This is a genomic window from Pelotomaculum schinkii (genome assembly GCF_004369205.1).
Lineage (GTDB): Bacteria > Bacillota > Desulfotomaculia > Desulfotomaculales > Pelotomaculaceae > Pelotomaculum_C > Pelotomaculum_C schinkii.
Map to the genome: position 1 here is coordinate 245,682 of NZ_QFGA01000001.1, position 21,541 is coordinate 267,222.

General features: G+C 48.8%; 23 protein-coding genes. 22 read left to right on the forward strand and 1 reads right to left on the reverse strand.

Annotated elements, in window-relative coordinates; all coding sequences use genetic code 11:
* Positions 1-141 precede the first annotated feature (141 nt).
* The gene (locus Psch_RS01245; protein WP_190238883.1) at positions 142-822 is read left to right on the forward strand and encodes a DUF2953 domain-containing protein; all 681 of its coding nucleotides are present in this window, start codon (positions 142-144) and stop codon (positions 820-822) included.
* A gap of 47 nt (positions 823-869) precedes the next feature.
* Here the strand turns inward: Psch_RS01245 and Psch_RS01250 are convergent, their stop codons facing one another.
* On the reverse strand, positions 870-1,079 hold the full coding sequence (locus Psch_RS01250) for a hypothetical protein (RefSeq protein WP_190238884.1): 210 nt from the start codon (positions 1,077-1,079) through the stop codon (positions 870-872).
* Between the two features lie 209 nt (positions 1,080-1,288).
* Between Psch_RS01250 and ytfJ the strand changes: the two genes are divergently transcribed.
* The 21 genes from ytfJ (at position 1,289) to Psch_RS01355 (ending at position 21,534) form a co-directional block, all read left to right on the forward strand.
* Complete coding sequence (ytfJ, locus tag Psch_RS01255; RefSeq protein ID WP_190238885.1) at positions 1,289-1,738, forward strand: GerW family sporulation protein; 450 nt, start codon at positions 1,289-1,291, stop codon at positions 1,736-1,738.
* 178 nt (positions 1,739-1,916) lie between these two features.
* Complete coding sequence (gene ku / locus Psch_RS01260; protein WP_190238886.1) at positions 1,917-2,774, forward strand: non-homologous end joining protein Ku; 858 nt, start codon at positions 1,917-1,919, stop codon at positions 2,772-2,774.
* On the forward strand, positions 2,771-3,739 hold the full coding sequence (gene ligD, locus Psch_RS01265; protein ID WP_243123918.1) for a non-homologous end-joining DNA ligase: 969 nt from the start codon (positions 2,771-2,773) through the stop codon (positions 3,737-3,739). The genes ku and ligD (Psch_RS01265) overlap by 4 nt, the downstream gene beginning before the upstream one ends.
* Before the next feature lie 439 nt (positions 3,740-4,178).
* Entirely contained in the window at positions 4,179-5,075 is an 897-nt protein-coding gene (gene ligD, locus Psch_RS01270) for a non-homologous end-joining DNA ligase (protein WP_243123919.1), read from the forward strand.
* A gap of 211 nt (positions 5,076-5,286) precedes the next feature.
* Positions 5,287-6,390, forward strand: coding sequence for a DNA-processing protein DprA (gene dprA / locus Psch_RS01275; RefSeq protein ID WP_190238888.1), 1,104 nt, complete (start codon positions 5,287-5,289; stop codon positions 6,388-6,390).
* Between the two features lie 84 nt (positions 6,391-6,474).
* Positions 6,475-8,736 (forward strand): type I DNA topoisomerase, encoded by a 2,262-nt coding sequence (gene topA / locus Psch_RS01280; RefSeq protein WP_190238889.1) that lies wholly within the window; start codon positions 6,475-6,477, stop codon positions 8,734-8,736.
* Between the two features lie 59 nt (positions 8,737-8,795).
* Positions 8,796-10,118 (forward strand): methylenetetrahydrofolate--tRNA-(uracil(54)-C(5))-methyltransferase (FADH(2)-oxidizing) TrmFO, encoded by a 1,323-nt coding sequence (gene trmFO / locus Psch_RS01285; RefSeq protein ID WP_190238890.1) that lies wholly within the window; start codon positions 8,796-8,798, stop codon positions 10,116-10,118.
* A 189-nt stretch (positions 10,119-10,307) separates the two neighbouring features.
* Entirely contained in the window at positions 10,308-11,285 is a 978-nt protein-coding gene (locus tag Psch_RS01290; RefSeq protein WP_190238891.1) for a tyrosine recombinase XerC, read from the forward strand.
* Between the two features lie 53 nt (positions 11,286-11,338).
* On the forward strand, positions 11,339-11,869 hold the full coding sequence (gene hslV / locus Psch_RS01295; RefSeq protein ID WP_134217596.1) for an ATP-dependent protease subunit HslV: 531 nt from the start codon (positions 11,339-11,341) through the stop codon (positions 11,867-11,869).
* Positions 11,870-11,907: 38 nt separating this feature from the next.
* A complete protein-coding gene (gene hslU, locus Psch_RS01300; RefSeq protein ID WP_190238892.1) occupies positions 11,908-13,302 on the forward strand; it encodes an ATP-dependent protease ATPase subunit HslU in 1,395 nt (464 codons plus the stop codon).
* A gap of 18 nt (positions 13,303-13,320) precedes the next feature.
* Positions 13,321-14,100, forward strand: a complete 780-nt coding sequence (gene codY, locus Psch_RS01305; protein WP_134217598.1) for a GTP-sensing pleiotropic transcriptional regulator CodY — start codon at positions 13,321-13,323, stop codon at positions 14,098-14,100.
* A 241-nt stretch (positions 14,101-14,341) separates the two neighbouring features.
* The gene (rpsB, locus tag Psch_RS01310) at positions 14,342-15,040 is read left to right on the forward strand and encodes a 30S ribosomal protein S2 (RefSeq protein ID WP_134217599.1); all 699 of its coding nucleotides are present in this window, start codon (positions 14,342-14,344) and stop codon (positions 15,038-15,040) included.
* Positions 15,041-15,198: 158 nt separating this feature from the next.
* On the forward strand, positions 15,199-15,858 hold the full coding sequence (gene tsf / locus Psch_RS01315) for a translation elongation factor Ts (RefSeq protein WP_190238893.1): 660 nt from the start codon (positions 15,199-15,201) through the stop codon (positions 15,856-15,858).
* 70 nt (positions 15,859-15,928) lie between these two features.
* Positions 15,929-16,669 (forward strand): UMP kinase, encoded by a 741-nt coding sequence (pyrH, locus tag Psch_RS01320; RefSeq protein ID WP_190238894.1) that lies wholly within the window; start codon positions 15,929-15,931, stop codon positions 16,667-16,669.
* Positions 16,650-17,207: a ribosome recycling factor gene (gene frr / locus Psch_RS01325; protein ID WP_134217602.1), complete on the forward strand. Its 558-nt coding sequence runs from the start codon at positions 16,650-16,652 to the stop codon at positions 17,205-17,207. The genes pyrH and frr overlap by 20 nt, the downstream gene beginning before the upstream one ends.
* On the forward strand, positions 17,207-17,416 hold the full coding sequence (locus Psch_RS01330) for a hypothetical protein (protein WP_190238895.1): 210 nt from the start codon (positions 17,207-17,209) through the stop codon (positions 17,414-17,416). The genes frr and Psch_RS01330 overlap by 1 nt, the downstream gene beginning before the upstream one ends.
* 4 nt (positions 17,417-17,420) lie before the next feature.
* On the forward strand, positions 17,421-17,588 hold the full coding sequence (locus tag Psch_RS01335) for a DUF362 domain-containing protein (RefSeq protein WP_134217604.1): 168 nt from the start codon (positions 17,421-17,423) through the stop codon (positions 17,586-17,588).
* Between the two features lie 81 nt (positions 17,589-17,669).
* Positions 17,670-18,464, forward strand: a complete 795-nt coding sequence (uppS, locus tag Psch_RS01340; protein WP_190240184.1) for an undecaprenyl pyrophosphate synthase — start codon at positions 17,670-17,672, stop codon at positions 18,462-18,464.
* 51 nt (positions 18,465-18,515) lie between these two features.
* Entirely contained in the window at positions 18,516-19,286 is a 771-nt protein-coding gene (locus Psch_RS01345) for a phosphatidate cytidylyltransferase (RefSeq protein ID WP_345789068.1), read from the forward strand.
* 16 nt (positions 19,287-19,302) lie between these two features.
* Positions 19,303-20,343: a sporulation integral membrane protein YtvI gene (gene ytvI, locus Psch_RS01350; protein WP_190238897.1), complete on the forward strand. Its 1,041-nt coding sequence runs from the start codon at positions 19,303-19,305 to the stop codon at positions 20,341-20,343.
* Positions 20,344-20,379: 36 nt separating this feature from the next.
* Entirely contained in the window at positions 20,380-21,534 is a 1,155-nt protein-coding gene (locus Psch_RS01355) for a 1-deoxy-D-xylulose-5-phosphate reductoisomerase (RefSeq protein ID WP_190238898.1), read from the forward strand.
* Positions 21,535-21,541 lie beyond the last annotated feature (7 nt).

The window sequence follows — 21,541 nt, forward strand, 5'->3', positions numbered from 1 at the left end:
GCTATATGGCGCTAGTTAATTTGATATATAAACTACCCCACCCGGCCGCCCTCAATTAAGAGGCGGCTTTGGCTGCTAGATAAACAGTATTTGGTATATTACTGCTCTCATAAGGGAAAATAATGCAGGGGGTGGGAGTAAGTGGGCAGGACCCAGTTGGTAATGATCCTGGTTGGCACGTTTGCGCTGATCCTGTCCCTGACCAGTCTAAAAATGAGGCTGCACTACCGGAGGCAGGGGAGGGACGACCATTTTGCTTTAAAGCTATCTCTTTGGCGCGGGTTAATCTCCTACAAAATGGAGATACCTGTGGTGAAAACAGAACTGAAGCCTGGTTTCCGGCCATGGCGCCGTCCATTGTGGCCACGGACGTTAAGGCCGGCCTTCAAAATAGAGGCGAAGGTGACGGGGAAAAACGACCCGGATCCAGTGGGGAAAATAGAGGCGGAAGAAGTGCTCGGCCTGAAGCGCATCCTTTTCATGATGCAAAAGAGTAAAATTTTTTTTGAGAACTACATGCCGGCAATCCGGTACTTGCTTGGGAAAGTATACTTGCGGCGTTTTCAATGGAGTACGGAATTTGGCATGGAGGAACCCCACGTGACCGGGTTCCTGGCAGGGCTGGCCGGGGGGGTGAAAGGACTGCTCTTAGCCAAGCTTTACCGCGTTATACATTCCGGGGCCGCCAGACCTGCAGTGGTTATTACACCGAGATTTGAGAAGCCCTGCTTTACTACCAGGATTGACTGCGAACTTGATATCAAAGTCGGCCACATCTTTTTGACCGGCCTCAAGTTTGTCTTTATGAAGTTGAAGGGTTGAAAAATCTTGGATTAGGCATAGGAGTCTAAATGATAAGAAATGGCCGGTTAGAAGCCGGCCATCAAGTGTTTCTTGATATGTGGATTCTTGCGCATTAAGGTTGGTGTGAACTGGGGTATAGCAACGTCCCGGTTGGGTTTTCCTGGCAGGTTTTCCATGCCCGTCCTGGCGGCTTCCAGGGGGCAATACCATTCATCCAGGTACAAGAGGCCTTTACCGTCCTTAATTCTATTAATGTCGACCCGGCTTGTTACCACCAGGAACACCCCCTTTTTGTTAATTGTTAAATTTATATTAAGATTTTGTTAATATTATATTATGGGTATGTTAATTTGACAATAACAAACAAGCTTTGTGCGTATCAAAATACCTTGCCCGGGGGCCGTGCAAAAAGGCTCCATTCGTATATAAATACAGGTCCCGGGAAACTCTATCACAAAATGACTGTCTTAAGGAGTGACCAAAGATGCCCGAACATCCTATTGAGGGTTTGATGAAAACGGCAATGGAGAGCATCAAGGAAATGGTCGATGTCAACACCGTGGTCGGTGACCCGGTCGAAACCCCTGACGGCTCTGTTATTATACCCGTCTCAAGGGTTGCCTGCGGTTTTGCTGCCGGTGGAGGTGAATTTGAAGTCGGGGGTGAGAATAAGGACGGGGGAGGCGGTACCCCAACTCCCGGTTTTGGGGGAGGCAGCGGCGGCGGGGTTTCGGTGAAGCCGATTGGCTTCCTGGTCGTCGGCAACGGGCATGTGCGGATGCTGCCGGTAGACGGCAACACTGTGGCAGACAGGTTAATTGATATCGCTCCACAAGTTATTGACCAGATCCAAAACATTTTTAAGCGCGGAGAAATGCAGCCGCAAACTCAAGTCACTTACAAGACATCGACGCCTGCTTCTCCTATCTCTTAAGATTTTCCAAAAACATTATAATGATGAGCTGCCAAGGTCAGCAAAGGTCCAAGATCCTTCATGAAAGGGGCTTGGGCTTTTTTTACCCGGGCACTATACAACATCGTTTTCTACTTACATGGAATTGATAAAGGCTAGCCGGAGATAATAATCCAAAATAAGGCGAGGTGGCTAAACAATGCGGCCGTTATGGAAAGGAGCCGTGAGCTTCGGCCTGGTTTATGTGCCGGTCAAGCTCTATGCGGCAACAGAGCACAAGGACATCCGTTTCAATTACCTGCACCAAAAGTGCAAGACGCCCATACAGTACCGGCGCTACTGCCCTCACTGCCAGACGGAAGTGCCCATGGAGGAAATCGTGCGCGGGTATGAATATGAAAAAGGCAGCTATGTGATCATGGCGGATGAAGATTTTGAGGTTACCGGAGGTGACGGGGGCAGGAATATCAATATCATGGACTTTGTCAACCTTGCCGATATCGATCCCATCTACTTCGAAAAGGCTTACTATTTAGCTCCCGGGGAGGGCGGGGCGAAGGTATATGAACTGCTGAAAAGGGCGATGAGTGAAACCGGCAAGGTAGCGGTGGCCAGGGTTGTTATCCGCAACAGAGAGTCGCTGGCAGCCCTGCGGGTAAGCGGCAATACCCTGGTAATGAGTACGATGCATTATCCTGATGAGGTTAGGCAGGCTGCCGCCCTCCCCGAACTGAATTACCAGGTAAACCTGCACGAGAATGAAGTAAAAATGGCGGTCAGTCTCATTAACAGCCTCTCTGCCGAATTCCAGCCGGAAAAATACAATGACACTTACAGAGAGGGATTAATGGAGATCATACAGGCTAAAATTGCCGGGGAAGAAATTACGACTCCTGCCCGGCGTGAAACAGGAAAAGTAGTCGATCTGATGGAGGCGCTCAAAGCGAGTATTGACCTGGCTAAAGAAGAGCGGGTCGCGGACAGGCAGGCCAAAAAGTCAAAAAGTATGAAAGAATCAAAGGTAAAAAAGGAAACCTCCCGGCGTAAAACATCATGAGGGGAGCCATCAGGGATGGAAAAACACTGCCTCTCGTCCGTCCAATGCTGGCTGTAAGTTCCCCACCCTTTGACAGCGATAAGCACCTTTTTGAAATTAAGTGGGATGGTTATCGCAGCCTGGCTTACCTCGATGACCGAACCATAATACGCTCGCGAAACCTGGTCGATTTGACTGCGAAATTCCCGGAATTGAGCAGACTGCACCAGCGTGTAAAAAGACTGCCCGCGATCATTGACGGTGAAATAGTAATATTTGAAGCTGGAAGACCATCTTTTGCCGGTTTGCAGGCCAGGGGCAGGATGGACGGTAATAAAAAGGCGGGCCGGGCCACTCTATTAACCCCGGCTGTTTTTATAGCTTTCGACGTCCTGTACACAGGTGGCGGCAGTGTGATGGAAAAAAGCCTGGAAGAGAGAAAGGACATCCTCCAAGACATGGTAGAGCAGTCGGATGAACTGGTTTTATCACGCTTTATTCATGCCGAAGGTCTGGCTTATTATAATGCTTGTGTTGGAGAAGGTTTGGAGGGTGTTATCGCTAAAAGGTTGGATAGCGTATATCTGCCGGGTCGTCGCTCTAATAGTTGGCAGAAATTCAAGAATACCAGGGAAGCAGATCTGGTCATAAGCGGCTATCAGAAGGGCACTGGAGGCAGACTGCTGGGCTCGCTGCTCCTGGGAGGCTACCGGGATGGACGGCTGGTTTACCAGGGCAAAGTCGGTACGGGGTTTAGCGAACAGGAGGCTGTTCTTCTTCTGGAAAAGCTGGAGAAGCTGGAAGTTGATCAAAACATTTTGGTTGTCCCGCCCAAAGAAATTAAACAAGCCAGGTGGGTAAAGCCAGTCCTGGTGTGCGCCGTCGGGTATCTTACCTTGACTGCCGAAGGCTACCTTCGCCATCCTGTTTATAAAGGGCTCCGCTCAGATAAGACACCAAATGAATGTGGAGTTGCGACTGAATAGCCCCTTCCTGCATGCAGAGCATTAACCAATGAAAATGCGCACTGGGGATTGACAATGAGGAGACAAAAATATTGCTCGAAAAGGCTTGACTTGCGGGCAGGGGGTTGTCCGAAAGCGTTCAGGAGCACCTGGATGCGTTCCTTAGCGCGTGCGTTGCATGCAGAAAAGCTCAAATAGCGCGTAGCTAACGGGTGGCAGTCTGTAGATGCGGTGGATAGGATGCCCTAGTTGCACAAATGTAGAATTGCGAAGAGAGTGGAGGACAACCCCCTGACCACTACGCATGCGGCTTTTCGAGAACCAGTTAACAATGACCTACTATTCCGATACAATCAAATTTATATTGGCTGCAACACTATTTTCAGTGATTCGCACCCATACTTTTTGGAGAAGCGCTCTACGTATTTTCAGGTCAAAAAATAATAATGAGGTGTGTCTTGTGCAAGAATCCTATGCGACAGTTGACGGTTACCAGGTCAAACTCACCAACCTTAATAAGCTGATCTGGCCGGAAGGGTTGACCAAGGCCCATCTGGTCAAATATTACCGGGAAATCGCCCCATATATCCTGCCACATCTTTACAACCGGCCGCTAGTCATGAAACGGTACCCGCATGGTCTGGGGGATGAGCCTTTTTATCAAAAGGAGTGTCCCAGCTATGCGCCTGACTGGATCATAAGACACCCGGTCGAACATTCCGAAAAGGTTGTGAACTACATAATCTGCAACAATATGGCGACTTTGGTCTGGTTAGCCAATCAAGGCGCTATAGAAATGCATCCCTGGCTTTCCCGCATAGAAAATGTTGAATGTCCGGATATTGCTGTTATAGATCTTGACCCGGCGGCAGGAAGCACCTTTAGGGATGTTTTAACAATTGCCCTATTGGTTAAAGAAGCCCTGGCTCAGTTTAACTTGCAATCTTACCCCAAAACCTCCGGGGCTACCGGCCTGCATATTTTTGTTCCTATAAAACCGGTATACTCGTATAAAACTGTCACTAAAGCTATGCAGTACGTGGCTGAGCTTATTGTCAAAATTAATCCCGGAATGGCGACTGTGGAACGAAAAGTTGCTCAAAGGCAGGGAAAAGTCTACCTGGATTATTTACAAAACGGCCGCGGCAAAACTATGGCTTTCCAGTATAGCCTGCGGCCATTACCCGGCGCCCCGGTTTCTACCCCCCTATATTGGGATGAAATTGGAGCATTGAACATTGAGCCGGGCGCTTTTTCAATACATAATATTTTTTCAAGAATCAAAGAGATAGGGGATATTTACCACGGGGTACTAACAAATAAGCAAACCCTTGATGCATTACTGAAGTTAATATAAACCATGATCGTCTAAAAACGGTTAAACATAGCAGCTGGTAACGAAAAAAAGAATTTTGTTGCAGAGCTTTTAGAAAAAGTGTATCCTGACAGGGTACTCACAAAGATAAATGCAGGCTAGCAGGCAGAAAATTTTCCCAGAGGCAGGAACATATCACTCTAACCCCGAAAAGAATTGGATTAAGAGAACAGTCTTAAGGGGAGACACTTTTTTGGATGATAGATTATACTGGTTAGGGTGGCAGTATTTGATGCCCGGCGCCGGGAAAAGATTGTGGTCGCTGGTCGAGCGCTTTGGTTCACCCCGGGCGGCTTGGGAGGCAGGCATTAAAGAACTATCCGCCATTCCGGGTTTGGGAGAAGATCGGGCAAACGGACTGGCCGAACGCAGGTCAAAGCTTAACCCTCAAGAAGAGGCAGAAAAACTAGACTCCATGGGTATAAGCTATGTATGCCACAGCGACCCTGATTATCCAGAAAATCTGTCGGCAATATATGACCCTCCTCCAGTACTATTCTACAAAGGCCGGCTTCAAGCCGCGGATACACTCTCTGTAGCAATCGTTGGCACTAGAAAGCCCTCACCTTACGGTCTGGTGGTGGCAGAGAAGCTGGCCAAAGACCTGACTGCCTTGGGGCTTACGATCATAAGCGGGATGGCCAGGGGCATTGACTCTGCAGCGCACCGCGGGGCTCTGGCAAGTTGCGGCAGGACCATAGCTGTACTGGGTTGCGGCCCGGATGTGGTCTATCCCAGGGAAAACAAAGAGCTTATGGACGAGATTATGAATAATGGAGCTGTTGTCAGTGAGTTTCCACCCGGGACCCAACCCGAAGCCTGGCGCTTTCCGGTGCGCAATCGCATTATCAGCGGCCTGTCACAGGCAACCCTGGTGGTCGAAGCGGCAGAGAGGAGCGGCGCATTGATTACTGCAGACTTTGCCCTCGAACAGGGACGCGATGTTATGGCTGTACCCGGCAATGTAGTAAACCCGTTAAGCAGGGGTCCGCACCGGCTGATTAAACAAGGCGCCAGACTTATAGAAGGAGCCGGTGATGTGCTGGATGAACTGGGTATGGAAAAACTTTTCCCCGCTCAAGCAAGTGGCGCAGATCGTAAAATGAAAATGAGCTATGAGGAAGAAACACTGTACGGCCTGCTGTCTTTGGATCCGGTCTCTCTGGATGAACTTATTATAAGGGCCGGGCTTCTGCCGCAAAAGGTGATGGCCGCGTTAATGTACCTGGAAATCAAGGGTTTGACCCGGCAGCTTCCAGGTAAGTTTTATATCCGGACAGGCCGTGATTTGTTCTAAACTGTTTTTTGAGGGGATAAATTATAAAAAATATCGAAATAATTAATGGCAATAATAACCGTGCAATAAACGAGGTGTGCACTTTTGTCTAAAATACTCGTGATTGTGGAATCTCCGGCCAAAGCGAAAACCATTAGCAAGTTTCTGGGCAAAAAATATTTTGTCAAAGCTTCTATGGGCCATGTCCGAGACTTGCCGAAGAGCCAGTTCGGAGTTGATGTTAAAAACGGGTTCAGCCCAAAATATATCACTATCAGAGGCAAAGGCGAAACAATTAAAGATTTGAAAACAGCTGTAAAAAAAGCCGACCAGGTGCTGATTGCTTCAGACCCTGACCGGGAAGGCGAGGCTATCGCCTGGCATATACAAAAACTTTTGGAAATGGGCGAAGGGGAGCCGTGCCGGATTGAGTTTAACGAGATAACCAAGCCGGCCGTACAAAAAGCTGTGAACCAGCCCCGGCTGATTGATTATAACCGGGTTAACGCCCAGCAGGCACGGCGTATTCTTGACCGCCTGGTCGGTTATAACCTGAGTCCGTTACTGTGGCGTAAGGTAAAGAAAGGCTTGAGCGCCGGCCGCGTTCAATCGGTGGCGGTACGCCTGATTTGCGACCGTGAAGAGGAAATCGCTGCTTTCGAGCCTGAAGAATACTGGACGCTCACAGGTCTTTTTGCCAAAACCGGCTACAGCCCCTTTGAGGGAAAGCTCTTTAAATACCAGGACAAAAAAATAGAGATCAAATCCAGCGCCGAAATGCAGGAGGTCTTGGACAGGCTAAAAGGCGCTCACTACATTGTGAGCAAAATTACCCGCAAAGAAAAATTACGCAGGCCGGCCCCGCCTTTTATTACCAGTACCCTGCAGCAAGAGGCCTACCGGAAGTTAAATTACACCGCACGTAAAACCATGATTATAGCCCAACAGCTTTATGAAGGGCTTGACCTCGGCAAAGAGGGGACGACCGGCCTGATTACCTATATCCGGACTGATTCGGTGCGTGTATCTGAGGTAGCCAGGGAGGAAGCCCACGGCTATATCAAGGAGCGTTTTGGGGTCCAGTATATTGGCAAAGAAACCCTCAAGTCAGCGGCCAAAGGCAAAATCCAGGATGCGCACGAAGCTATCCGGCCTACCTCGATTCACCATGAACCGGAACAAATAAAAGCATACCTGACCACTGACCAGTATAAGCTTTACAAGTTAATCTGGTCACGTTATCTGGCGAGCCTTATGAGCCCTGCCGTCTTTGACACCACCGGTGTGGATATTGCAGCCGGGGAATATGTTTTCCGTGCTTCCGGTTCAATCATCAAATTCGCCGGGTTTATGAAGGTCTATATTGAGAGCAGGGATGACGGGGAAAGTGACGAAGAAAAACTTCTCCCGGAACTGGCGGAAGGCGAAGAAGTTGAAGCCAGGTCGCTACAACAAAAACAGCATTTTACCCAACCACCGCCACGTTACACCGACGCCACCCTGGTAAAAACCCTGGAAGAAAAAGGGATAGGCAGGCCCAGCACCTATGCTCCCATAGTAGAAACAATAATTAAAAGGGGTTACATAGTAAGAGAAAACAAACAATTATACCCGACTGAACTGGGTTCAATCGTTATCGACCTTTTAAAAAAGCACTTCCGGGATATTATTGATGTTGAATTCACTGCCGGCATGGAAAAAAACCTGGACAGTATTGAAGAAGGGGACCTGGAATGGGTTAAAGTTTTAGCAGCTTTTTACGAGCCTTTTATGGATACCATGGAAAAGGCCGAAAAAGAAATAGGCCATGTACAGGTAACCGATGAAGTAACGGAAGAGATATGCGAGCTGTGCGGGCGGAACATGGTTAAGAAATTCGGGCGTTTTGGCAAATTTTTGGCCTGCCCCGGTTTTCCCGAATGCCGCAATACCAAGCCTTTGTTGGAACCCACCGGCGTGGAATGTCCCCGCTGTGGAGGAGAATTGGTAATCCGTCGTTCCAAAAAAGGCAGGAAGTTTTTCGGTTGCGACCAGTATCCGAAATGTGATTTTGTCACCTGGGATCAGCCTTCAAAGACTAAGTGTCCCTATTGCGGTGACCTGATGGTGGAGAAAAGAGCCGCCGGCAAGAATATAACACTGAAGTGTATAAATGAAAACTGCAGTCAAGGACTGGAGCAAAAAGAAGTCAAGGCTACCAAGGAGGTCAAAGTTTCGAAGGAGAGCAAGGCTTCGAAAGAAACCAGGACTTCGAAGGATGTGAAGGCGCCAAAAGTGCGCAAGACTTCAAAAGAAACAAAGGCCCGGAAAAAAACAACAGCTGGGCCGGAACAGCTGGGCGCCACAAATGTCGTTACCGAACAGTGATATTAACAATATGATCACAGTAAATTTTAACTATCAATCTACTATAGTCAGGAGCACGTATGCAAGATAGAACTGTCACCATCATCGGGGCCGGCTTGGCAGGTTCGGAGGCGGCCTGGCAGGTAGCCCGGAAGGGGATTAAAGTCAAACTCTACGAAATGCGGCCGGACAAACAGACACCGGCCCACCGGGGCAGTTTATTTGCGGAATTGGTCTGCAGCAATTCGCTAAGGGCATCCAGCCTGGAGAATGCTGTCGGCCTCTTAAAAGAAGAGATGAGACGAATGGGTTCCCTGATTATGCGTTGCGCCGACAAATTCAGGGTGCCGGCGGGGGGCGCCCTCGCCGTTGACAGGGAGCTGTTTTCCAGCTGTGTCACCGAGACCCTTTACCAACACCCCCTGATCGAAATTTGCCGTACCGAGGTAACCGCCATACCTGAGGACGATACGGTAATCCTGGCCACAGGGCCGCTGACCTCGGAAGCCATGGCTGAGAACATCAGGCAGTTCAGCGGAGAGGAATACCTTTATTTCTATGACGCAGTCGCCCCAATTGTAAGCGGTGATTCAATAAATATGGATCAAGTATTTCGTTCCTCCAGGTACGGGAAAGGTGAGGCCGCCTATTTAAACTGTCCGATGGACGAGGAGCAATACCAAACTTTTTGGGATGCGCTGGTCAAGGCGGAAAAGGCTCCCCGCAAAGAGTTTGAGCAATCAACGCACTTTGAAGGATGTCTGCCTGTTGAGGTACTCGCCGCCCGTGGAAAAGATACTCTTCTTTACGGACCCTTAAAGCCGGTGGGCCTCATTGACCCCAAAACGGGCAAGCGGCCTTTTGCCGTGGTCCAGTTGCGGCAGGAGAACGCGGACGCTACCATGTACAACCTGGTTGGATTTCAGACCGGTTTAAAATGGAGCGAGCAAACGCGGGTATTCCGCCTCATACCAGGACTGGAAAAGGCTGAGTTTCTGCGGCTTGGAGTGATGCACAGAAATACCTATATCAATTCACCGGCGCTTTTAAATCCTACTTATGAGAGTAAAAAAAGGCCCGGGCTCTTCTTTGCCGGGCAGCTTACCGGAGTTGAGGGGTACGTGGAATCATCGGCCGCCGGGTTGGTCGCCGGGATTAATGCTGCGCGGAGGGCCGCAGGTAAAGAGACGCTGGCCTTTCCGGGAGATACCGGTCACGGTTCTCTTGCCCATTACATAACTTCCGCCGATCCGGCTCATTTTCAGCCGATGAATATTTCTTTTGGCCTTTTTCCACCCCTGGATCATAAAATCCGGGATAAAAAGGAGCGATACAGGTTAATCGCCCAAAGATCACTTGAATCACTTTCAGCATTTATTAATAACATTTACATATCATTGTAACAACAGGGTTGTCCCCCGCTATCGTGGCGCCAGGAAAGAACGAGACGAAACGGTTTCGGTGCGATTTCAATCGCATACGGCGCGGCAGCGCCGGACTTGTGTGGCCAATGCAGCATTGTGCGAATGAATCCACACCTGCATTTTCAGGATAGCGAACGCGTCAATCCTGCCGGGAGTAGGTTTTCGAGTATGTACAGTCATTTTGATAACTTTTTAGTTTATCTGAAAGTGGAAAAGAACGCGTCCCCAAGGACTATAGAAAGCTACCAGAAGGACTTCTTCCAGGGGTTGGATTTTTTTGCTTCTTACTTGAAGAAAAAAGACCATGCTGTTGAACCAAAGGACCTCGACCACAGTATTTTCAGACTCTACCTGGGCCAGATGCAGGAACAAGGGCTGGCCAGGACCACCATGGCCAGGCGCCTTGCGGCATGGCGTTCCCTGTACCGTTATCTGAAGCGGGAGAATATCGTTGACGACAATCCCGCAGCCAGGGTCGCCAGCCCCAGACTTAAGAAAGGGTTGCCTTCTTTCTTATACGAGAATGAGATTGCCCAACTGATCGAGGCGCCTGATTTAACCCACCCGCTTGGTGTCAGGGACCGGGCGCTGCTGGAAACGCTTTATGCCGCCGGTCTAAGGATTCATGAACTGGTATCCCTTGACTTGGCCGACCTTGATCTTGGCTCCGGCTATGTGCGGGTAATGGGAAAAAGAGCAAAAGAGAGGCTGTCGCCCATCGGCATAGAGGCCGTTACAGCTTTGCGCAGGTACCTGGCCGGTTCACGCCAGAGGCTTTTGGCAAACGCTAAACCCGCCAAAAATAAGAGCCAAGCCAACCCTGCGTCAGCCAGCGCGGTAATGCCCGGGCCGCAAAAAATCAGCGGCGCGGTATTTCTTAACCGGTGGGGGGAGAGGCTCACGGAGCGGGGCGTGCGGAAAATCCTGAACAAATATGTGGAAGAGGTCAGCCTGGAAAGAAAGGTCAGCCCGCACACACTGAGACACTCTTTTGCCACACACCTGCTTAACGCGGGGGCTGACCTTCGCGCTGTACAGGAACTGCTCGGACATACATGCCTTTCCAGCACCCAGGTCTATACCCATGTTACGGGCGAAAGATTGAAAAAAGTATACCAGAGCGCCCACCCCAGGGCAAAAGAGTAAGTATAGAGCATACATGCTGCTAATAAAGCTGAAAGATGAAAAGGAGAAACCATATGTTTCATGCCACCACTATAGTCGCAGTTAAAAAAGATGGTAAAACTGCTGTCGCCGGCGACGGTCAGGTTACCTTTGGAGAAAACACAATTATCAAAAAAGGAGCCAAAAAAATCAGGCGACTCTATAAGGATAAGGTTATAGCCGGATTTGCCGGCTCAGTGGCTGACGCATTTACTCTTTTCGAAAAATTCGAAGGGAAACTTGAAGAGTTCCATGGCAACCTGCCGCGGGCTGCGGTTGAATTGGCCAAGGAGTGGCGGACGGATAAAGTGCTGCGCAAGCTTGAAGCTCTTCTGATTGTGGCCTCCAGTGAAGACCTCCTGATGATATCCGGAGGCGGTGAAGTCATCGAACCTGATGACGGGGTGGCGGCTATCGGCTCCGGCGGCCCTTACGCCCTGGCGGCGGCCCGTGCCTTGAACAGGCACACTGCTATGCCGGCCGGTGAGGTGGCCAGGCAAGCCCTGTCGATTGCTGCTGAAATCTGTGTTTACACCAATGACAATATAATTGTGGAAGAGGCCTAAAAAGATGTCCTAAATTTTTCATCTTGGAGGATTAGTACATGGAAGAATTAACACCACGGCGTATTGTTGAAGAACTTGATAAGTATATCGTTGGCCAGAAAAACGCCAAGAAGGCGGTAGCCATTGCTCTGCGCAACCGGTTTCGCCGCAAAAAACTGGCAGCTGATTTCAGGGATGAAGTGATCCCGAAAAATATCCTGATGATTGGACCAACTGGTGTAGGCAAGACAGAGATAGCCCGGCGCCTGGCCAAACTTGTCAAAGCTCCATTTGTTAAGGTTGAGGCTACCAAATTTACAGAAGTGGGGTATGTAGGCAGGGACGTCGAGAGTATGGTCCGTGATCTGGTTGAGACCTCCATTCGCATGGTCAAACAGGAGAAATTATCAACCGTCGAGGAGAGGGCTAAAAAACAGGCGGATGAAAAGATTATTGAACTGCTGGCTCCTTACCCGGTCCGGGAAACAACGTCACGCAATCCACTGGAAATGATTTTTGGAGCCCCCAAACCGGTTGAGCAAATAGATAAAGCACAGGAGTCCCGAATAAAGAGGATCGAATTCGAACGGGAAATATTAAAAGAGAAGCTGGAAAAAGGGGAACTGGAAAACGAAACTCTTGAGATCGAGGTTGAGGACAATAAACCTCCCATGCTGGAGGTATTTACAGGGTCCGGCATGGAAGAGATGGGCGTTAACCTGCAGGATATGCTGGGCGGGTTGATTCCCAAGAAAAAACGCACTCGCAAAGTAACTGTACGGGAAGCCCGCGTTATTTTGACTCAATTGGAGGCCCAGAAACTAATTGATATGGACGAAGTTACTACAAAGGCAATCAAACGCGCAGAAGAAGACGGCATCATCTTCCTTGATGAGATCGATAAAATTGCCGGCCGTGAAGGTTATGGACCTGATGTTTCCAGAGGCGGGGTGCAGCGTGATATCCTTCCTATTGTCGAAGGTTGCACTGTTGTCACAAAATACGGCCCGGTCAAAACTGACCATATTCTATTTATCGCGGCAGGCGCCTTCCACACCACCAAGCCCTCCGACCTGATTCCGGAACTGCAGGGGCGTTTCCCGATACGTGTCGAATTAGAGAGCCTTACTCGTCCCGATTTTCAACAAATTTTGACAGAGCCAAGAAATGCAATAATCAAGCAATACACGGAGTTATTAGCCACTGAGGGGGTTATGGTTAAATTTTCGCAAGATTCTCTTGTAGAAATAGCTGATATAGCTTATACTGTTAATGAACAAACAGAAAACATAGGAGCAAGGCGGCTTTACACCATAATGGAGAAGCTTTTAGAAGATATTTCGTTTGAGGCCCCGGAGCTTTCCGGGAAGGATATTAACCTTGAACCTAAAGATATTGTCGAAAAACTGGGTGATCTGGTAAAAAATCAGGATTTAAGTCGTTATATTTTGTGACGTAGAAAGAGGGACAGAATGAGAGCGCTACTTGAAAGAACAAGGGCAATCAATAAGCTTCTACAAAAATCAGCTGGAAATACTGATTTTAACGAAGTGGCAAGTGTTTTGAGCGACAACATTGAATCCAGCATCTACATTTTGGATCGAAACGGTAAAGTCGTTGGTTATGCCTATCTTAAGGGCTTGACCTGCGATATTATGAAAGACATCGTTGAAGGCAAGGGTGGTTTTCCGGAAGACTATAACGAATACTTGATGAGAATCAATGAAACTTACGCCAACTATTGCCAGACCGCAAACGCCTGTGTCTTTGCAGAAAAACGTTGTCTCTTCAATAATAAAATTACTACCACGGTGCCCATCATAGGCGCCGGATCCAGGCTGGGTACATTAATACTGGCAAAGTTTGACAAGCATTTTACGGATGAGGACATTATTTTGGCTGAATACGGCGCTACTGTTGTCGGAATGGAGATGTTGCGGGCCAGAACCGAAAGAATGGAAGAAGAGGCTCGCAAAAGAGCAGCAGTCCAAATTGCCCTTGGCACTCTATCGTATTCCGAAATGGATGCCGTACAGCATATTTTTGAGCAGTTGGAAGGGGAGGAGGGCCTCCTCGTTGCCAGTAAGATTGCTGACAGGGTGGGCATCACTCGCTCGGTGATTGTCAATGCGTTGCGCAAATTTGAAAGCGCCGGGGTCATTGAATCAAAATCACTGGGTATGAAGGGCACCTATATACGCGTCCTGAACGAAAGGCTCCTGGAGGAGTTGAGTAAAATCAGACAGCATTAGGTAGCGTCGATCCAATAGCATGATTTTGGATCTTACAACAAAAACATTCTTAAAGAGTAGATCCACAAAGGGATCTACTCTTTTTTCAAAAGAAAGAAGCTTGCGCCAGAAATACAACTATGGTAAAATACAACCTGGTGTAAATTACGCACGTTGTTGGATTTTTGCAGAGGTGCCCTTTGCGGATCTGCTTAAAGATGAAGACAGCGGAGGATGCAACCATGGGAAGGAGGTGTGATTAATGGCTGTAATATCTATGAAGCAACTATTGGAAGCAGGGGTTCATTTCGGCCATCAGACCCGTCGCTGGAATCCCAAAATGGCCTCCTATATATTTACAGACCGCAACGGCATCTATATTATTGACTTGCAGAAGACAGTCAGAAAGGTTGAGGAAGCTTATAACTTTGTAAAGCAGCTTTCCGCCGAGGGTGACAACATCCTGTTCGTCGGTACCAAGAAGCAGGCGCAGGAAGCGGTACGTGAAGAAGCGGAGCGCTGCGGCATGTTTTATGTGAACCAGCGTTGGCTGGGCGGCATGTTAACCAATTTCCAGACCATCCGGAAGCGCATTGACAGGTTGCACGAGCTGGAAAAAATGGAGGCTAACGGCACTCTTGAGGTTTTGCCTAAAAAAGAGGTCGCCGAGTTGATGCATGAAAAGGAAAAACTGCAGAAATTCTTAGGCGGCATCAAAGACATGAGGCGCCTGCCCGCAGCGCTTTTTATTATTGACCCGCGTAAAGAGCGCATTGCTGTAGCCGAGGCGCGCAAGTTGGGTATTCCTATTGTAGCGATTGTGGATACCAACTGCGATCCGGACGAAGTAGACTACGTCATACCCGGCAATGACGACGCCATCAGAGCAGTCCGGCTGCTTACCGGTAAAATGGCGGAGGCTGTTCTGGAAGGAAAACAGGGCGAACAGCTTGCAGAATAAAAGTGTGTAGCGAGGTGGGGGTTAGTCTTAAGAGGTTACCCCTGCCTTTTTTTCTGTCCTGGGGTTTTAGTAATATATGGATAAACAAGGTTAATCATGGACATACTTAAAATTACAATAATTTACACTCAATTAGACTAATTTAAGGAGGGGTTATTATGTCTGTACCAGCAAGTTTTGTGAAAGAACTTCGTGAGCGCACCGGAGCGGGTATGATGGATTGTAAAAAAGCCCTTGCCGAAAGCGGTGGCGATATTGATAAAGCCGCCGACTATTTAAGGGAAAAAGGGCTAGCGGCTGCAGCTAAAAAAGCCGGCAGGATAGCCGCCGAAGGCCTCGTTGAATCTTACATACACGGCGGGGGCCGTATTGGGGTTCTGGTAGAGGTAAATTGTGAAACTGATTTTGTAGCCAAAACTGATGAGTTTAAGGCTTTGGTTAAAGATATAGCTATGCAGATCGCGGCTGCCAAACCTGAGTTTGTGAAAAGGGAAGAAGTCCCTGCGGAAGCTCTGGAACATGAGAAGGCCATACTGCGGGCACAGGCCCTGAACGAGGGCAAGCCTGCCAATATCGTTGAAAAAATGGTTGAAGGACGTGTGGAAAAGTACTTCAAAGAAGTCTGCCTGCTGGAACAGCCCTTCATCAAGGAACCGGATATGTCCATTAAACAGCTCCTAACGGAAAAGATTTCTAAAATTGGCGAAAATATCAGCATCAGGCGTTTCACACGCTATGAACTGGGTGAGGGTATCGAGAAGAAGCAGTCAGACCTGGCGGCAGAGGTGGCAGAGGCCACACGAAATGTCTGCAAGTAAAATTTTATAAAAGGATTTTAAGCTGATATTGTAGAATAACTCTGGTAAGAGTGGAGGGCTCGTATCTAATATGGTTGCTCCGAAATACTGGCGTGTTGTTCTGAAATTAAGCGGTGAGGCATTAGCCGGCTCTTTTGGCTATGGCATTGATCCGGATGTGGTTAACGCTATTGCCAGGCAGATTAAAGAAGTAGTGGAGCACGGTGTTCAGTTGGCTGTTGTGGTCGGGGGAGGCAATATCTGGCGTGGCGTGGCAGGCAGCGCCAAGGGTATGGATCGTGCCACGGCGGACTATATGGGTATGCTGGCCACTGTCATGAATGCGTTAGCCCTGCAGGATGCATTGCAAACCCACGGTGTTGATACCCGCACGCAAACGGCCATAGAAATGAAAGAGATAGCCGAACCATACATCATGCGGCGGGCAATCCGGCATATGGAAAAGGGCCGGGTGGTAATCTTTGCAGCCGGTACCGGCAACCCTTACTTTTCTACTGATACCACTGCGGCTCTCAGGGCTGCTGAAATCGAGGCTCAAGTAATTTTAATGGCCAAACGGGTCGACGGGGTGTATGACTGCGACCCCTTAATACATCCCGGGGCCATAAAGTTCGAAGAGCTTTCCTTTATTGAGATGATTAACCGGGGATTGGGTGTTATGGACGCAACTGCCGCATCCCTGTGCATGGATAATAAAATCCCGGTTATCGTTTTTGATTTAAACCAGCATGGCAACATCAAGAAGGTTGTTTTTGGCGAAAAAATCGGAACTTACATCGGGGGTGAGTTTGATGGTCAAGGAGATAGTTAAAGAAGCAGAAGGCAATATGAAAAAAACCATTGAGGTGGTTAAGAAAGAATTTGCTTCGCTTCGTGCCGGGCGGGCGACTCCGGCTTTGCTGGACAAAATTATGGTAAACTATTATGGAACTCCGACACCTGTTAACCAACTTGCCAATATCTCTGTTCCCGAAGCCAGGTTATTAGTCATCCAGCCTTGGGATAAAAGTTCTCTACATGAAATTGAGCGGGCTATCATGAAATCCGACCTGGGCATCACTCCAGCCAGCGACGGTGTGGTGATCAGGTTGGCCATACCGCAGCTGACCCAGGAAAGACGGGTAGATTTAATGAAGGTAGTAAAGAAAAAGGCTGAAGAGGGCCGGGTGGCGATCAGAAATATCCGCCGGGACGTCAATGAACACTTGAAAGCCTACCAAAAAGAAGGAAAAATTTCCGAAGACGAGTTGAAGCGCAGCCAGGACGATGTACAGAAAATGACGGACCGTTTGATTAAGGAAATTGACGGGCTGTTGACCATTAAAGAGCAGGAAATTATGCAGGTATAATGGATAGCATTCCTGATATAACAGGTTTTTATCTGGATGAAGCGCTCCAGATATGCAAGGATAACGGGTATCAGGTAAGTGTTGTGTTCACCCGGCCTGATAAGCTGTCGCCGGAGGGAAAACCAAGGGTGGTACGCTTTCAAAAGGTCTCGATATATACAGGGGTGATTACTGTCGTTCTAGAGGAAGGGATGAAAGGAGGTGGATAAAGAAGTGGCATACAAAATTACAGATGAATGCCTTGCTTGCGGCGCCTGCATGGATTCCTGCCCGGTTGAAGCTATTAGCGAAGGTGATATCTATAAGATTGACCCAGATAAATGTGAAAGCTGTGGAGCTTGTGCTGATGCCTGTCCGACAGGCGCGATTGTTGAAGAGTAGAGGACGGACCCCCTCACAAGCGAGGGGGTCGTTTATATATGATGTTTTGTAAGGGTGGTCCCGAAGTTGGACAATATTTTAATGTTCAAGCAGTATTTCGATTTCTGGCGCAAAAAAAACACCGGTAAAATTAAAGAGGCCGAGGTCGAGAGACTGATAAACGAGGTTGACAGAAAAAAACTGCCCAGGCATATTGCCATTATTATGGACGGCAACGGCCGGTGGGCTTTACGGCGTGGTATGTCTCGATCCTACGGCCACCGTGCTGGCGTAGAGTCACTCAGGGACATAGTTAAAGTCTGCTCCGAATTAAAAGTGAAAATATTAACGGTTTACGCATTTTCAACAGAGAACTGGAAGAGACCCCGTGAAGAAGTTGACATTTTAATGGACCTCCTGGTGGAGTATTTTAACCGGGAAATTGAGGAGCTTAATAAAAACAGGGTAAGGGTAAACCCCATCGGCAGGTTGCATGAACTACCGCCCGCAACACTTGAGGCGCTTAAAATGGGAGCTGAGCGGACGCGTGGCAATGACGGATTGATTTTGAACGTGGCCTTTAACTACGGGGGACGGCAGGAGATAGTAGATACAGTCAGAGCGGTAGTCGCTGATGTCTTAAGCGGCAAATTAAGCGCGGCCGATATTGAAGAGCGGGCTATTTCCGAACGGCTTTATACGGCCGGGCAGCCAGATCCGGATTTGCTGATTCGCCCGGCCGGGGATTTTAGGATTAGCAACTTTTTACTATGGCAGCTTGCCTACACAGAGTTTTGGATTTCTCCTGTTATGTGGCCTGATTTTCGCAGGATTGACCTGATTAACGCGATTTTAGAATTTCAGCGGCGGGAACGCCGTTTTGGAGGCTTAAAGTAACAATGGGGATAACCCCGACGGGTCGGTGAAAATGTGCTCTGGCAAAGAATAATGAGTGCCCTGTTGGGCATCCCGCTGGTTGTACTTGCGGTTTGGCATGGTGGAATCCCGCTATTATTTTTAATTGGCGTCCTGAGCATGCTTGGAATAAAGGAAATGATGCAAATTCTGGCCAAGCTTGGCTTGAACCCGTTGTTATGGCTGGCAGTAGCAGGCGGTCTAATCCTGATCAGCGGAGTTTACCTGTACAGTGACGGCTATCCGGGGCCTACCATTACCATCATTCTATTCCTGCACCTGATTGCGACGGTCACCTTTTACCCTCGTTACTCGCTGCTTGACGGCGCCGGTACCCTGATGAGTACATTGTACGTGGGTCTTTTAACTTACCTGTACCTGCTGCGGTCTCTGCCGGATGGTTGGATATGGCTGATATTTATGCTCGCCTGCACCTGGGCCTGCGATACCGCAGCATATTTTGTGGGTACGGCCTTTGGCAAGAGGAAAATCGCTCCGGTTTTAAGCCCCAAGAAGTCACTGGAAGGCGCCATCGGCGGGCTGGCCGGAAGTGTACTAACAAGCTGCTTGTTTGCATACATATATCCATTCTTATCTGTTCCTAAGATGCTGCTGCTGGGTCTCCTGGTGGGACTGGCTTCTGAAGTCGGCGACCTGCTTGAATCAGCGTTTAAAAGGCAGGCGGGGATAAAAGATTCTAGCATGCTGATACCCGGCCATGGGGGAATATTGGACCGCATCGACAGTTGGTTGTTTACAGCTCCGCTGGTATATTATTTCGTACTGTTGTTTATTATAAATTGAATGGGGGTGGTAAAAGTTGCCAAAGCCAATCTTGCTGATTGTTTATGCCGCCATTGTGATATTGGTGTTTATGGCGGCCTATGTTTACGTGCTTCCAATTTTTGTGCCTTTTATCATCGCCCTTTTTTTTACCGCGCTGATGGAGCCGTTGATACGGTTAATCCAGCGCAGGTCGCGTATGCCCCGCGGTTTTGCGGTACTGCTTACTATGTTTGTTGTATTTGGCGGCATCGGCGTAGTTTTTTCAGCAATAATTCTCAAGCTGGTCGCTGAATTAATTCAGCTCTCTGTTTCTCTGCCTGGCGTGGCGGCGGAAATAAGTCTCTATTACCAGTTTTTTATTGATAGAGTAACTGCCTTTTACATCACACTTCCACCGGGGGTTACTTCGTCCCTGGAACAGAATATTTCCATTCTGACTGCCAACTTACAGAGTCTGATTACCAAGTCGGCAAACTCAATTATTGACTTTCTCTCAATTGTACCCGGCACCTTCACCATCATGCTCGTCAGCTTATTGGCCACCTATTTCCTGGCCCGCGACCGGCAATTGATTATTGGGCTCTTGCTCCGGTATATTCCTGCGCCCTGGGGCGAAAAAACGGTTGCCATTCTGCAGGAGATAACCGCAGCCTTCATTGGATACCTGAGGGCGCAGGCGGTGCTGGTACTGATTACGATCGTGCTCAGCGTTACCGGACTCTACCTTATTGGAGCAGACTATGCTCTCACCATGGGGCTTTTGATCGGCGTTTTTGATATGATACCGGTCCTGGGGCCGGCCACGATTTATGTTCCCTGGATAATCTGGTCGTTTGTCACAGGCGCTACCGCCTTTGGCGTCAAATTGACCATATTGTACGGGTTAGTGCTGGTGGTAAGGCAGGTTTTGGAAGCTAAAATTGTCTCAGCCAACCTCGGCCTGCACCCCCTGGAAACACTGCTCGCCATGTATGCGGGACTTAAAACGATTGGCCTGGCCGGCCTTATATTGGGTCCTATTATCTTGATTGGCGGTAAGGCAGTTATGAAGGCGGTAAGATCACCCCAAAGATAATTTTCGTACTTATAACTATAATAGGAGCAAAGTATATTGAAAAGAGTCGTCGTCCTCGGCAGTACCGGTTCAATAGGCACACAGACCCTGGATGTAATCAGGAATCTGCCGGGTGAATTTGAAGTGGTTGGGCTCGGAGCAGGAAGAAACTCACGCCTTTTAGCTGAACAAATAAACGAATTCCAGCCCCGCGCCGCTGCTTTAGCGGAGCAAGAAGATTTGTCGCGTTTAAAAAGAGAACTGTCGCCACAAGATAAACTTGATCTGGACTGGGGCATAGAAGGGATGAAAAACCTTGCCGCGATGCCTGAAGCAGATCTGGTTGTTATTGCCGTTACCGGGGTGGCAGGAATTCATCCTACCTTCACCGCGCTGAGCGCCGGCAAGAATGTAGCCCTGGCCAACAAGGAGACACTGGTGGCTGCGGGGCAGCTGGTGATGGATTTGGCGACCAGGAAAAGTAAGGCTCTTCTTCCGGTTGACAGCGAGCATTCCGCCGTGTGGCAGTGCCTCTACGGATATTCTTTTGATCAACTTGAAAAGATAATTCTCACAGCTTCAGGGGGTCCCTTCCGTAGCGCAAACAGTGTAGACCTTGAAAAAGTAACGGTTGAGATGGCTTTGAAACATCCCAACTGGAACATGGGAAGTAAAATCACCATAGATTCAGCTACTTTGATGAATAAGGGCCTTGAGGTAATTGAAGCGAAGTGGTTATTTGGGGTGGATTACGCCCAAATTGATGTAGTTGTTCACCCGCAGAGCATTATCCACTCAGCGGTTGAATTCAAGGACGGTTCAGTGATCGCCCAGATGGGGCTGCCGGATATGCGTCTGCCAATCCAGTACGCCCTGACCTTTCCGCAACGCGTACCAGGACCGGCGCCCAGGCTTGACTGGACAAAGTTACCTAAACTTACCTTTGAAGCTCCGGACACATCAAAATTCCCCTCCCTGCTCCTGGCGTATGAAGCAGGGAAGACAGGGGGCACCATGCCTGCCGTATTAAACGCAGCGAATGAAACGGCAGTTTATGCCTTTCTGCAAAAAAGGATAACCTTTTTGGGTATCCCCACGGTGGTGGAAAAGGTAATGGAAAAACACGCCAGTATAAACAATCCTGATCTGGGTGAAATAATGGAAGCAGACCTTTGGGCGAGAGCAACGGCTGGGGAATTCCTTAGATTCTGATTTAAGA

Bases quoted from the DNA above. Each gene is read 5' to 3' on its own strand.
- ytfJ (WP_190238885.1), top strand. From the start codon at position 1,289: ATGCCCGAACATCCTATTGAGGGTTTGATGAAAACGGCAATGGAGAGC.
- ku (WP_190238886.1), top strand. From the start codon at position 1,917: ATGCGGCCGTTATGGAAAGGAGCCGTGAGCTTCGGCCTGGTTTATGTG.
- ligD (WP_243123918.1), top strand. From the start codon at position 2,771: ATGAGGGGAGCCATCAGGGATGGAAAAACACTGCCTCTCGTCCGTCCA.
- trmFO (WP_190238890.1), top strand. From the start codon at position 8,796: ATGCAAGATAGAACTGTCACCATCATCGGGGCCGGCTTGGCAGGTTCG.
- Psch_RS01290 (WP_190238891.1), top strand. From the start codon at position 10,308: ATGTACAGTCATTTTGATAACTTTTTAGTTTATCTGAAAGTGGAAAAG.
- hslV (WP_134217596.1), top strand. From the start codon at position 11,339: ATGTTTCATGCCACCACTATAGTCGCAGTTAAAAAAGATGGTAAAACT.
- hslU (WP_190238892.1), top strand. From the start codon at position 11,908: ATGGAAGAATTAACACCACGGCGTATTGTTGAAGAACTTGATAAGTAT.
- codY (WP_134217598.1), top strand. From the start codon at position 13,321: ATGAGAGCGCTACTTGAAAGAACAAGGGCAATCAATAAGCTTCTACAA.
- rpsB (WP_134217599.1), top strand. From the start codon at position 14,342: ATGGCTGTAATATCTATGAAGCAACTATTGGAAGCAGGGGTTCATTTC.
- tsf (WP_190238893.1), top strand. From the start codon at position 15,199: ATGTCTGTACCAGCAAGTTTTGTGAAAGAACTTCGTGAGCGCACCGGA.
- pyrH (WP_190238894.1), top strand. From the start codon at position 15,929: ATGGTTGCTCCGAAATACTGGCGTGTTGTTCTGAAATTAAGCGGTGAG.
- frr (WP_134217602.1), top strand. From the start codon at position 16,650: ATGGTCAAGGAGATAGTTAAAGAAGCAGAAGGCAATATGAAAAAAACC.
- Psch_RS01330 (WP_190238895.1), top strand. From the start codon at position 17,207: ATGGATAGCATTCCTGATATAACAGGTTTTTATCTGGATGAAGCGCTC.
- uppS (WP_190240184.1), top strand. From the start codon at position 17,670: ATGTTCAAGCAGTATTTCGATTTCTGGCGCAAAAAAAACACCGGTAAA.
- Psch_RS01345 (WP_345789068.1), top strand. From the start codon at position 18,516: ATGAGTGCCCTGTTGGGCATCCCGCTGGTTGTACTTGCGGTTTGGCAT.